The sequence below is a fragment of the Corynebacterium sp. KPL2830 genome (assembly GCF_040225635.1).
Lineage (GTDB): Bacteria > Actinomycetota > Actinomycetes > Mycobacteriales > Mycobacteriaceae > Corynebacterium.
Genome location: NZ_JBEHFR010000005.1, coordinates 47300 through 58962, shown reverse-complemented (window position 1 = coordinate 58962; position 11663 = coordinate 47300). Strand labels below are relative to the sequence as shown.

Sequence of the window (11663 nt, the reverse complement as noted above, 5' to 3'; positions counted from 1 at the left end):
GCCCATCCGCGGCGGGCGAGCCTCCGAACGGCAAAAATACCACTGCTAGACTGGGCGGCATGCAGATTTATATTGCCTCCGTTCCAGTAGATGACGTTGCTCGCGCCCACGATTTTTATGTCAATGTCCTTGGCTTCCGGGTCAAAGATGACGTCACGCACGGCGATTTCCGGTGGCTTACGGTCGCCAACGCGGACGGCGATGGCAGCGTTGAATTGCTCCTTGAGCCCAAGGGACATCCGGCCGCCAAGACGTACACCGAGGCGCTGAAGGCGGATAATATCCCGGTCACCCAATTCTTATCGCAGGATGTGGAGAAAGAATACGCCGAACTCAAGGACAAGGGCGTGGACTTTACCATGGAGCCCACCGACGTTGGCCCCTCCATCATTGCGGTCTTTGACGATACCGTGGGTAACCTCATCCAGCTCGTCCAATTGAAGCGTTAGGCCCACGCCTTCGCTACTTTCCCTTGTACAACAATTGCATCACTTCCCCAGTTGGGCCACTTGTGTACCGGTAGAATTGAAAGAGACAACAAGGTAGACAACCTAGGAAGTGGTCAGAATGTCTCGATCTACTCTCACCCGCGTTATCGCTGCTGGCGCCGGCATGAGCTGCATGCTCTCGCTGGCTGCTTGCGCTAGCCCCAGCGATGACGAGGCCGCCGATGCCTCATTCGCTACGCAGGAGGAATCAACCAGTTCCACGGCGGAATCGACCACGTCTGCGGCAAAGAAATCAGAGCCTTCCACCACGACCACTGCCGATGACCCAACCAAGACGGTAGAAGACACCGCCCCTTTAAGCCACCATCAGCAACAAGCGCAGGGTAATGATCCAAAACCTGCTTTCGGCGGCATGGGCACGCCCTCCCTCGAGGATCAGCGCCACCTGCCTCCTGGCCTGGGTGGCCTCGTTCCCACCGGGATCCGCGTAGCCTCGCATGACTCTTTTACCCGCGTCGTGGTTGATCTTGAAGGCGACGGAGAAGCAGGGTGGTTTACTACCTATACGGATCAACCCGCCCACCAAGCATCGGGGCTTCCGGTCGAGGTCAAAGGCACCACTTTCCTCAACCTTGGCATCGAGGGCACCCCGTGGCCATCGACGCCGGAGTTAGAACAAAGGTTTATGGATACTGGCATCACCCCAGGTGCCGGTGTCGTACAAGAGATCAACTACACCACCACCTTCGAGGCGCAAACGCAGTTGATCATCGGGCTAAACAAACAAACGCCTTATTCCGTGACCTTCCTGCAAAACCCCAAACGCCTCGTGCTCGATTTCCAAAATTAGGTGATTATAGCGAAGGCATAGAAAATGGCCCTGTTTCCCCACCATCTTCGGGAAACAGGGCCATTGCTCTGAAGAGCGCCTGAGGGATTAGTCCTCAACGGGCACCAGGGAGATCTTGCCGCGGTTATCAATATCCGCGATTTCTACCTGTACCTTATCGCCAACATTGACTACATCTTCGACCTTCTCGATGCGCTCGTCCCCACCCAGGTTGGAGATGTGGATCAATCCATCGCGGCCTGGGGTCAAGGAAACGAAGGCGCCGAATGGAACGGTCTTGACCACCGTGCCGAGGAAGCGCTCGCCCACCTTGGGCAACTGCGGGTTGGCAATGGAGTTAACCTTTTCAATCGCAGCGTCTGCGGCTTCGCCGGTGACCGCAGAGATGTAGACCGTGCCATCGTCTTCGATCGAGACATCAGCACCGGTATCTTCGGTGATCTGGTTGATAGTCTTGCCCTTAGGTCCGATGAGCTCACCGATCTTGTTGACGGGAATCTTCACCGAGGTGATCTTCGGGGCCAGGCCAGACATCTCATCTGGGGAATCGATGACCTCTGCCATGGTTTCCAGAATGGTGGCGCGAGCATCGCGGGCCTGCTCGAGTGCCTGAGCCAAGACCTTAGAAGGAATGCCGTCGAGCTTCGTGTCCAGCTGCAGCGCGGTAATAAATTCGGAGGTACCCGCAACCTTGAAGTCCATGTCGCCGAAGGCGTCTTCGGCACCGAGGATATCCGTCAGCGCCACGAACTTTTCCTTGCCCTTAACCTCACCGGAGACCAAGCCCATGGCGATGCCGGCTACCGGCGCCTTAAGCGGAACACCCGCGTTGTAGAGGGACAGGGTGGACGCGCAGACAGAACCCATGGAGGTGGAACCATTGGAGCCGAGCGCCTCAGAGACCTGGCGGATGGCATACGGGAAATCCTCGCGCGACGGGATGACCGGAAGCAGGGCGCGCTCTGCTAGAGCACCGTGGCCGATTTCGCGGCGCTTAGGCGATCCAACGCGGCCGGTCTCACCGGTAGAAAATGGCGGGAAGTTGTAGTGGTGCATATAGCGCTTGGACTCAATGGGAGTAAGAGAATCGATCTGCTGCTCCATCTTCAACATATCCAGGGTGGTGACACCGAGGATCTGTGTCTCGCCGCGCTCGAACAAAGAAGAACCGTGCGCGCGTGGAACCAAGTCAACTTCAACGGACAGGTCGCGGATATCGGTCAGACCGCGGCCGTCGATGCGGAAACCATCGGTCAAGATCTTGCGGCGCACGATCTTCTTCATGACCTCGTTATACGCAGCGCGAATCTGCTTGGAGGCCACTGCCTCTTCCAGGTCAGCAAACTGCGGCAGCAGGTCTTGTTCGACCTGCTCCATGTGTTCGTTCGTCGCCTCGTCGCGCTCCTGCTTGCCCGGGATCGTCAGCAAGCTCTCCAACTTCTTGGAAGCAGCTTTTTCCACGGCGGCGAAGACATCGTCCTCATAGGCCGGGAAGAGCGGGAACTCCTGGGTCTCCTTGGCTGTGCGCTCTGCCAGGCCGTTCTGGGTCTCGCACAGGGTCTTAATGAACGGCTTAGCCGCCTCAAGGCCCTCGGCGACGGCGGCTTCTTGCGGTGCCGGAGCGCCATCGGCAATGCGTTCTGCAACGTTGGTGCCAGCGCCGGCCTCGACCATCATGATGGCGACGTCTTCTTTGCGGCCCTTAGTAACGATGCGGCCTGCGACCACCATTTCAAACAGCGCGCGCTCGTGCTGCTCGTGGTTCGGGAAGGCCACCCACTGGCCTTCTGGGTGTTTGTCATCAGCGATGAGCGCCATGCGCACGCCGCCGACGGCGCCGGAGACTGGCAGGCCGGAAAGCTGGGTTGCCGCAGACGCGCCGTTGATGGCTACGACGTCGTAGTACTCTTCTGGGTCCTGAGATAGGACGGTGATGACCACCTGCACTTCATTGCGCAGGCCCTTGACAAAGGTGGGGCGCAGCGGGCGGTCGATGAGGCGGCAGGCCAAGATGGCCTCGGTGGAGGGACGCCCTTCGCGGCGGAAGAAGGAGCCGGGGATCTTGCCGGCTGCGTACATGCGCTCTTCCACGTCAACGGTGAGCGGGAAAAAGTCAAAGTTTTCGCGCGGCTGGTTCGAGGCGGTCGTGGTGGCCAGCAGCATCGTGTCATCGTCGAGGTACGTGGTTACGGAACCATCTGCCTGGCGGGCCAACTGGCCGGTTTCGAAACGAACGGTGCGGGTGCCAAAGTCCCCGTTATCGAGGACGGCGATAGCTTCGGTAATACCGAATTCTTCATCGATATTGAACTCTACGGAGTTCTGAACGCTCATCTAGTAATTCTCCTTGAGTGCTTTAGGCGATCGTCGGTGCCGCCTTTTCCACATTGTTTTTGACAACGGTGAAAATTCTAACAGAGATTCCGCACTTTTGAGCTACGACGACCGCAATCGCCCCTGCTCCCTACAAGGATTAAGAGGGTATAAAACCACTAATTCCCCTTGCCGCAGGGCAAGGGGAAAATTCGGCCGCGGCCGCGTCGCAATTAGCGGCGCAGGCCCAGGCGGGAAATCAGATCACGGTAACGATCCACGTTGTTTTCTGCCAAGTACTTCAGCAGGCCACGACGACGACCAACCATCAGCAGCAGACCACGGCGGGAGTGGTGATCGTGCTTGTGAAACTTCAGGTGCTCCGTCAAAGTATTGATGCGGGAGGTCAGCAGGGCAACCTGTGCCTCGGGGGAACCGGTGTCGGTCTCGTGAAGGCCGTACTCCTTGAGGATTTCGGCCTTCTTCTCAGTGGTCAATGCCATGAGTATTTCTCCTTTATTTCAGTCCACACTATTCTTCAACGCGCAGCGCCGCCGTGGCGAGCTCCGCGTGCCGCAACTGTCGTGAACCACAGTCGCTAAGCCGACTGGTCATCTTACAGCCAATTAGCGTGGCAAATCAAACGCTGCGCTACTTGGCGCCCACCGTGCGGAAAAGTTCTTCGAGGCGGTCTACAAATTCACTAACAAACCGCTCGTTATCCACGCCCACGGCGACCTTCGCGGTCGGTTCCTGGCTCAGCCTAGTTTCATCCGCGATGGTGCGCCCGCGGGTGGGGCCTTCGGTATCGGTTTTCATATTGGTCTCGATGACTTCCACCAACGACGGATCGGCGGCTACCGCCACGGCCAGCGGATCGTGCAGGCCGCAGCCGCCCAGGCGAGGAGCCGTGGTGGCATAAGCGCGAATATAGTAATCCACCATATCGGCGAAAACCTCGCCCGCGGCCGTTCCGGTTGCCCGCCAGCGCGCGGTTTTCTTTTCCGTCAAGAGGGTGCGCAATGTGACATCAAGGCCCACCATGGTGACATCGCTGCTGTGACGGAAGAGGTAATCGGTGGCATCCGGATCTTGGGAAATATTGGCCTCAGCCCACGCGGAAACGTTGCCGGGAACGGTCAGCGCCCCTCCCATCATGACGATGTGGGCGTTGGTGGCAAAGGTGGCATCGGCAAGCATAGCCTGGGCGATGGTCGTGGACGGGCCCGTGGGGATAATCACCAGGTCATCACCGTAATCGCGCACGGCCTGCAAAAGGAAATCCGTGGCCGGCAGCGTGTCCTCGGTCTTATCGGACGGGGTAAGAAGCACCTCACCCACGCCATTGTGGCCGTGGATGAAGGCCGAAATCTCGCTGGGCTGGAAACCGTCCGGGCTGGGGCCGGCAAAGACCGGGATATCGGGCCTATCCAACAAGTCCAGCAGCGCCAGGGTATTGCGCACCGCCAGTGGGACGGTGACATTGCCGTACGTGCAGGTCACCCCAATGAGCTCAAGATCGGGGTGGGCCAGGGCATACGCCAAGGCCAAAGCATCATCAATGCCGGTATCAAGATCGAGGATGGCCTTCATTTACTTCTCCTTTAAGAAATAGTCTTCGCTATTGCAGCCCTGCGCGCGGGCATCGGCAGCCAGCACCTTGCGGGCGGCAGCGACGTCTTGGGCCATGGCGTCCAAAAGCTCATCGACGGAATGGAATTTCACCATATCGCGCAGGTGGCCCACGAATTTCACGGTTGCCTCATAGCCATAAAGATCGGCATCGCGGTCCAAGACAAAAGACTCCACGGATCGCTCTTCATCACCAAAGGTGGGATTCGTGCCAACAGAAATCGCCGCGGCGTAGGCCACTTCGGGCTGCATATCCCCATCGAGGGGCGAATCAGAATGCACAATGAACCATCCCGCATACACCCCATCTGCGGGAATGGCTACAGTATCTGGAAAGTACTGGTTGGCCGTGGGAAAGCCCAGCTCTTTACCGCCGCGCCCCGCGCCGCGCACCACGGGACCGGTCACCGTAAAGTGCCGGCCAAGCGCCCAATTCGCCGATTCTATTGCGCCCTGGGACAGGCTCTGGCGAATATAGGTGGAACAAATCTGCACGCCATCTTCATCCAGCAGCGGGATGATATCGACGCTAAACCCAAACTCTTCCCCCAGCTGCCGCATGGCTTCTGCGGTGCCGCTGGCCCCAGCGCCGAAGGTGAAGTTCTCCCCCACCACCACGTGCTGCGCATGGAGTTTGCCCACCAAGAGGTCGCGCACATAGGGGCGCGGCTCCACGCCATCGAGTTCTTTGGTGAAGTCAATGACAAGCACCATCTCGATGCCCATTTCTTCCGCGAGCTCTAGCCTACGCTCGAAGCTCACTACGGATAACGGAGCGCGCTCCGGCAAGAAAACGGAGACCGGGTGCGGGTCAAAGGTCACCATGACGGGGACCTGATTATTCGCCCGCGCATGCTCCACGCAAGCAGAAACGAGCTGCTGATGGCCGCGGTGCAAGCCATCGAAGACGCCAATGGTTACCGAGGTCGGCCCCACATCCGCGGGGATGTCATCGATTCCGTAACAAATATCCACGGAATCCATCGTAGAGCATAGACTTGTACCCTATGACTGATGCGCTCGCACATTCCGGACTTGTCATCGTTGATAAGCCTGCCGGCATGACCTCCCACGATGTTGTTAGCCGCTTACGCAGGTATTTTCACACCAAAAAGGTCGGCCATGCCGGCACCTTGGATCCCATGGCGACAGGGGTGCTGGTCCTCGGCATCGAACGCGGCACCAAATTCCTCGCGCACATGGTCGCCTCCACCAAGTCTTATTCAGCCACCATTCGCCTCGGCGCTTCTACCACCACCGATGATGCCGAGGGCGAATTTAGCTGGGGCAAGCCTGCGGCCGCGCTGCACCGTTCCGCCATCGAGGCCGAAGTTGCCACATTGACCGGTGAGATTATGCAAAAGCCCGCCGCGGTTTCCGCCATCAAGATCAAGGGCAAAAGAGCGCATGAATTGGTGCGCGAGGGCAAAGAGGTAGATATCCCCGCCCGCCCGGTCACCGTGCACAGCTTTGACATTCATAGCATGCGCACCGAGGGCGATTTTATTGACCTCGATGTATCCGTGGAGTGTTCCTCCGGCACCTATATCCGCTCCTTGGCGCGCGATATGGGCGAAGCACTTGGCGTTGGCGGGCATTTAACCGCCCTGCGCCGGACTACGGTGGGGCCCTTTGCGCTTGCCGATGCCCACCTGCTCGACGATCTTGCCGAAGACCCCCGCCTGTCCTTAAGCCTTGACGAGGCGCTCAAGCGCAGTTTCCCCGTCCTGCCCGTCACGGAGAAAGAAGCCGCAGCTTTAGCGATGGGCAAATGGTTAGAACCGCGCGGGCTATCCAGGGTTCATGCTGCCGTAGCCCCCAATGGCCAGGCCATCGCGCTCATTAAGGAGAAGGGAAAAAGGTTGGCCACGGTCTTTGTGGCACGGCCGTCTACCCTCTAAACCAGAGCCTTAGAGGGTCGACCAAGAGGAACAGTGCGAGGGCGTCGGTTCAGGCGGAGAAATCAAGCGCCGGAACCAGCGTGGAGACCACGACATAACCGCCCTTTAGGATCCACTTTCCAGTGATGAACGGCACTGGCGTGGGGCGGGCCAGAATATAGGAAATAAAGGTTCCATCTTCGCGTATGTCGATCTCCGCTTGATCGAAATCCAGCCACCGATGCGTCATGGGAAACCACGCCTTATAGGTAGCCTCCTTGGCGCAAAATAGCAGGCGGTCTGGGCAGTGCACCCCCGCCTTTTCTAGGCGCGGCAGCTGCTGCATTTCCCCGGCTCGGGCGATCATGGTCAAGACGTGATCGGGCAGGCGCTGCGCCGGCTCCGCATCAAGGCCAATGGAGCGAAAATCCGTGGTGGAGGCCACCACCGCTGCGCGAAGGCCCTCCGTATGCGTCATGGATCCAATGAAACCTTCGGGCCACAGCGGCATGCCCCGCTCCCCACGCAGGATCGGGTTCGAGCCTGTAAAGCCCAGCTCGCACAGGGCCTGGTGCGCACACCAGCGGGCATCGCCAAATTCGGACTTCCGGATATCGACCGCCTGCGAGACTATGGACTGTTCTTTTGGGTCGAGCTGCTCATAATTGAGCAGGTCGGACTCGCGAGCATCCGTACGCACATAGCAATACCGGGTAGTTTCTGGGAATAGGTCGGGATAAAGCACTAATTCACCTCCCCAAATGTCGAGGTAACTGGGTATGGCCACGGGATACGGTGCGGCTGATTACGCCATTCGCGCGGGTAACCTAGAGAGACTTCGATGTGGTCTACCCCATCCACATTCATCTTGGAAGGCATGTGCAAGTGGCCGTAAATGACAGCTTCTGCCTTGTATCGTCGCGGCCACGAGCGCGTATGGCGCGAGCCGCTCCACAGGGCGATTTCCGGGAAGCGCAGCACCATCGTGGGCTCCTGCACCAGCGGCCAGTGGTTGATCAAGATGGTTGGTCCCTGCACTCTGGATAAACGCTTAATGGAATACGCCAAGCGGTCCCAACACCAGGCGCGCACGTCTACAAAAGGGGCGATAGCTACCTCATCGGTCATGACAAGCTTTTTGGAGCGCGCCTGCTGCACCGCTTCTTCCACCGAGGTCCCCGGTGGGCGGAAGCTGTAGTCATACAGGGTAAAAAGTGGCACAATCGTTATTCCGTTAAAGACCAGGTAAGGGTCCTCCGGGGTGATAACGCCGATCTCCCGGCAGGCGGCAACCAGGTGATCGTATTTTTCGCGCCCCTTGTACTGGTCTTGGGAACGGGAAAATAACTCGTGATTACCCGGCGCCCAGATGACGGTGTCATAGCGCGCGGCCAAGTCCCGCAAGATGCGCACGATGAGCTCGCTGCGCTCTGCAACATCGCCTGCCACAATGAGCCAATCGGCCGGATCGGGTGGGTTAAGCTCTGCAATGCGCGCAAAGTTGTCACTGATCGCGCCGTGCAGGTCTGCTACTGCCCATAACGTTGGCATTGCTGCTCCCACCCGCCTTCCTCATTCATCTTCTAAAGTGCCGTTACTACTCACTACAGCCACTGTAGCGCAGCTATTACTCTGCTATTACAGCCCATTTCATGGAATAAAAGCGGTAGACCACGCCTATGAGGCGGAAAGTAATGAATGCAGCCAACCCGCACCACACACCGGTGAGGCCCGTACCCATGGCATGCGCGAGGAGCACCCCGGGCAGAAATCCCAGAAGAACCGAGGCAATGGTCAGGCTGCGCAGGAATGCTGCATCCCCTGCCCCCAATAGGACGCCGTCGAGAGCAAAGACCACGCCGCCGGCGATGACCATGCCAACCAGGATCCACCACGGTTGGCTCATGGCATCAATGACCTCCTGCGAGGACGTAAAGATGCGCGGAATGAACCCGGCTCCTGCAGCGAACACCAATGCAAGAAATGCCGAAAAAATGGTGGAATAAATAACTACCTTGCTTCCCACGCTGCGCGCGTGGCGCACCGAGCCGGCGCCCAAGGCGGCCCCAGTTAAGGCCTGGGCGGCAATGGCCAAGGAATCCAAAATCAGCGACATGAAGTTCCACAGCTGCATCATGATTTGGTGGCCGCCCAAAGCCGCAGTGCCCACGCGGGAGACCACGGCCGTTGCGGTAAGAAACGCCACCTGAAAGCTGGCGGAACGCAAGATAAGATCGCGGCCCAAGATCAGCTGTTCGCGCACGATGTGCCACCGAAATTCCCACGAACCTTCATGCTGCTTATACAGCTCGCGCACGAAGAGGCTCGCGATAATGCTCATTCCCAATACGGTGGCCATGGCAGACCCGGCAAGGCCCCACCAGTACACGAATGCAGGCACGGCAATGGCGCCGGGAATCATTCCAGCGAGGGTGAAATAAAGCGGCTTTTTCGTATTTTGTACGCCGCGCATCCAGCCATTTCCGGCCATTTCCACCAGCGTTACGGGAATGGCCAGTGCGGCGATCCGCAGCCACAGTGCTGTTCCGGCCGCGGTGGTGGGATCCCCGGTAAGCCACTGGGCAAAAACGCCGCCGAAGATCCACATGATAAGCGTCAAAAGTCCGCCGACGCCCAGGGCTACGTAGGTTGCTTGCACGCCTTCTGCTACTGCTTCAGCGCGCTTTCCGGCGCCGAAAAGGCGGGACGAGCGAGCCGTCGTACCATAAGATAGAAAGGTCAACTGCGTGGTCACCACGGTATGGATGGTGGTTGCCGCGGCGAGCGAAGCCAATTCCTGGGCGCCCAGACGCCCCACCACTGCGGTATCCAGCAAGAGGTAGAGCGGCATCGCTGCCAGGACTCCAAGCGCAGGAAACGCGAGGCCAAAGACCTCGCGTGCGCTTACTGTCGTGGGGGTTGTCTGCCTAGCGTTCATCGATGGCACTCACCAGCTCCGCGACGATGCTTTCTTCGCTTCCCGATGTCATGTACCCGGCAGCGGGAATATGCCCGCCGCCGCCAAATTGGGCTGCCAGGGCCGCGCAATTGATCGTGGTCGAACGCAGCGATACCGCCCATATCCCGGGCGACTGTTCCTTAAAGACCACACCCAATTCCGTGCCTTCAAGGGCGCGCACGAAATCCACCAGAGACTCCACTGCAGAGTCCGAATGACCTTCGATATCGGCCAAGCCTGCAATGAGGATGCCCACGCCCATTTCACCAGCATATTCAATGCGCAGTCCTGCGAGCACGCGGCCGACCATCTGCAAATCATCGGGAGTCGTGGCATCGAGCAGGTCCGTGGCAATCTGCTTGGTATCCAGGCCATAGCGCATCAAGCGCGTGGCCACATCGTGCATGGCAGGCCTGCCCCACCGGAAGCTACCCGTATCGGTCAAAAGACCCGCGTACAGGCAGTGTGCGATGCTGCTTTCGATTTGCACCGACAGCATGTCCAGGATGGTCAATATGGCCACCGTGGTGGACTCGCACTCTGAATCAACCAAGTTTACTGAGCCAAATCCGGGATTGGACGAGTGGTGGTCGATGCACAATACGCGCCCTGCCGTCGCCATCTGAGCGATATCTGCAGAAAATAATCCGGTGCGATCGATAGACCCACAATCCACGGTGACATAAAGGTCATAACCCTCCGGGAGCTCTCGCATGACCTTCACCTGGTCTGCACCGGGAATGGAGTAAAGATTCGGCGCAAAATCCTTGTCCTGGCCGATGACCGCACAGGCTTCTTTCCCACTTTGCTGCACGGCTAAGAGCAACGCCGTGGCTGAACCAATGGCATCGGCGTCCGGGCGCAAGTGGGTGATAATACAGATGCTCTGCGCACCAGAAATGACATCGACTGCGTCCTGATATTCCTTGCGGGTCACTTAAGCCTCGTCTTCATCAGAGGTCTTATACGGATTGGCCTCGCCCGCGGGCTTAGCGTTTTCCTTCAATTTTGCTAGCTCTTCATCGCGGGCCCGAGCGCGCGCCAAGAGCTCTTCCATGTGCGCGGATGCTTCCGGGACGGTATCGAGCTCAAAAGTAAGGGTTGGGGTAAAGCGGACGGACAACTGATCGCCGACGATCTTACGCAACTGCCCCTTCGCGCGCTTGAGTGCTTCCTCAGCTTGGTCATAATCGGGTTCGGCCTCGATATCGTGGCCGCGCACCGTGTAAAAGACAGTAGCGTCGTGCAAATCACCGGTGACGCGGGCGTCGGTGACGGTGACCATCTCCAGGCGGCGATCCTTGATTTGCAGCTCAATCGCACTAGCCACGATTTCCTGAATTCGTTTTGCTAGCCGCGCAGCGCGAGCGTGATCGACCATGAGAACCTCCAAGCTAAAGGGGAAAAATTTATTCCTAAATTACCGTGTCGCGGTATCAGAAACCACCAGTTTAGTTACTCACCGCACCCAATGGAAACCGCTTGAAAACCTCACATGTGAAAACGCGAAACGGCCCGCTCTACCTGCCGCACCTCGCGATCTCCCTCCGTGGAGAAAGAACCTTGAGGTGGGCACGCAC

Annotated in this window: 12 protein-coding genes; 3 read left to right on the top strand and 9 right to left on the bottom strand. The window is 58.5% G+C overall.

The annotated features are described in order from the left end of the window. Positions 1 to 59: 59 nt before the first annotated feature. Both ABRP87_RS03120 and ABRP87_RS03115 read left to right on the top strand, forming a co-directional pair. Entirely contained in the window at positions 60 to 449 is a 390-nt protein-coding gene (locus ABRP87_RS03120; protein ID WP_349852759.1) for a VOC family protein, read from the top strand. Positions 450 to 567: 118 nt separating this feature from the next. Next, positions 568 to 1299 (top strand): AMIN-like domain-containing (lipo)protein, encoded by a 732-nt coding sequence (locus ABRP87_RS03115; RefSeq protein WP_349867679.1) that lies wholly within the window; start codon positions 568 to 570, stop codon positions 1297 to 1299. A gap of 87 nt (positions 1300 to 1386) precedes the next feature. Here ABRP87_RS03115 and ABRP87_RS03110 read toward each other — a convergent pair whose 3' ends face one another. From ABRP87_RS03110 to ABRP87_RS03095, 4 genes are all read right to left on the bottom strand, one after another. Continuing rightward, positions 1387 to 3633 carry a polyribonucleotide nucleotidyltransferase gene (locus ABRP87_RS03110; RefSeq protein ID WP_349867677.1) on the bottom strand — a complete coding sequence of 749 codons (2247 nt, stop codon included), beginning with the start codon at positions 3631 to 3633 and terminating at the stop codon, positions 1387 to 1389. A 212-nt stretch (positions 3634 to 3845) separates the two neighbouring features. Beyond that, positions 3846 to 4115 (bottom strand): 30S ribosomal protein S15, encoded by a 270-nt coding sequence (rpsO, locus tag ABRP87_RS03105; RefSeq protein ID WP_005278802.1) that lies wholly within the window; start codon positions 4113 to 4115, stop codon positions 3846 to 3848. 148 nt (positions 4116 to 4263) lie between these two features. Further along, positions 4264 to 5205, bottom strand: a complete 942-nt coding sequence (locus tag ABRP87_RS03100; RefSeq protein ID WP_349867675.1) for a nucleoside hydrolase — start codon at positions 5203 to 5205, stop codon at positions 4264 to 4266. After that, the gene (locus ABRP87_RS03095) at positions 5206 to 6228 is read right to left on the bottom strand and encodes a bifunctional riboflavin kinase/FAD synthetase (RefSeq protein ID WP_349852755.1); all 1023 of its coding nucleotides are present in this window, start codon (positions 6226 to 6228) and stop codon (positions 5206 to 5208) included. Positions 6229 to 6251: 23 nt separating this feature from the next. On the opposite strand from ABRP87_RS03095, the gene truB reads away from it, so the two are divergent. Next, the gene (truB, locus tag ABRP87_RS03090; RefSeq protein WP_349867673.1) at positions 6252 to 7145 is read left to right on the top strand and encodes a tRNA pseudouridine(55) synthase TruB; all 894 of its coding nucleotides are present in this window, start codon (positions 6252 to 6254) and stop codon (positions 7143 to 7145) included. Between the two features lie 49 nt (positions 7146 to 7194). On the opposite strand, the gene ABRP87_RS03085 is transcribed toward truB, so the two are convergent. From ABRP87_RS03085 to rbfA, 5 genes are all read right to left on the bottom strand, one after another. After that, the gene (locus ABRP87_RS03085) at positions 7195 to 7869 is read right to left on the bottom strand and encodes a 4'-phosphopantetheinyl transferase family protein (protein WP_349867671.1); all 675 of its coding nucleotides are present in this window, start codon (positions 7867 to 7869) and stop codon (positions 7195 to 7197) included. Then, on the bottom strand, positions 7869 to 8675 hold the full coding sequence (locus tag ABRP87_RS03080; protein ID WP_349867669.1) for a metallophosphoesterase family protein: 807 nt from the start codon (positions 8673 to 8675) through the stop codon (positions 7869 to 7871). Before ABRP87_RS03080 ends, ABRP87_RS03085 begins: the two co-directional genes overlap by 1 nt. 76 nt (positions 8676 to 8751) lie before the next feature. Beyond that, the gene (locus ABRP87_RS03075) at positions 8752 to 10062 is read right to left on the bottom strand and encodes an MATE family efflux transporter (protein ID WP_349867667.1); all 1311 of its coding nucleotides are present in this window, start codon (positions 10060 to 10062) and stop codon (positions 8752 to 8754) included. Beyond that, on the bottom strand, positions 10052 to 11020 hold the full coding sequence (locus ABRP87_RS03070; protein ID WP_349863851.1) for a DHH family phosphoesterase: 969 nt from the start codon (positions 11018 to 11020) through the stop codon (positions 10052 to 10054). Before ABRP87_RS03070 ends, ABRP87_RS03075 begins: the two co-directional genes overlap by 11 nt. Further along, on the bottom strand, positions 11021 to 11464 hold the full coding sequence (gene rbfA / locus ABRP87_RS03065) for a 30S ribosome-binding factor RbfA (RefSeq protein ID WP_237791791.1): 444 nt from the start codon (positions 11462 to 11464) through the stop codon (positions 11021 to 11023). Positions 11465 to 11663: the final 199 nt, after the last annotated feature.

Coding starts and splice junctions, on each gene's coding strand:
- ABRP87_RS03120 (WP_349852759.1), top strand. CDS start 60: ATGCAGATTTATATTGCCTCCGTTCCAGTAGATGACGTTGCTCGCGCC.
- ABRP87_RS03115 (WP_349867679.1), top strand. CDS start 568: ATGTCTCGATCTACTCTCACCCGCGTTATCGCTGCTGGCGCCGGCATG.
- ABRP87_RS03110 (WP_349867677.1), bottom strand. CDS start 3,633: ATGAGCGTTCAGAACTCCGTAGAGTTCAATATCGATGAAGAATTCGGT.
- rpsO (WP_005278802.1), bottom strand. CDS start 4,115: ATGGCATTGACCACTGAGAAGAAGGCCGAAATCCTCAAGGAGTACGGC.
- ABRP87_RS03100 (WP_349867675.1), bottom strand. CDS start 5,205: ATGAAGGCCATCCTCGATCTTGATACCGGCATTGATGATGCTTTGGCC.
- ABRP87_RS03095 (WP_349852755.1), bottom strand. CDS start 6,228: ATGGATTCCGTGGATATTTGTTACGGAATCGATGACATCCCCGCGGAT.
- truB (WP_349867673.1), top strand. CDS start 6,252: ATGACTGATGCGCTCGCACATTCCGGACTTGTCATCGTTGATAAGCCT.
- ABRP87_RS03080 (WP_349867669.1), bottom strand. CDS start 8,675: ATGCCAACGTTATGGGCAGTAGCAGACCTGCACGGCGCGATCAGTGAC.
- ABRP87_RS03075 (WP_349867667.1), bottom strand. CDS start 10,062: ATGAACGCTAGGCAGACAACCCCCACGACAGTAAGCGCACGCGAGGTC.
- rbfA (WP_237791791.1), bottom strand. CDS start 11,464: ATGGTCGATCACGCTCGCGCTGCGCGGCTAGCAAAACGAATTCAGGAA.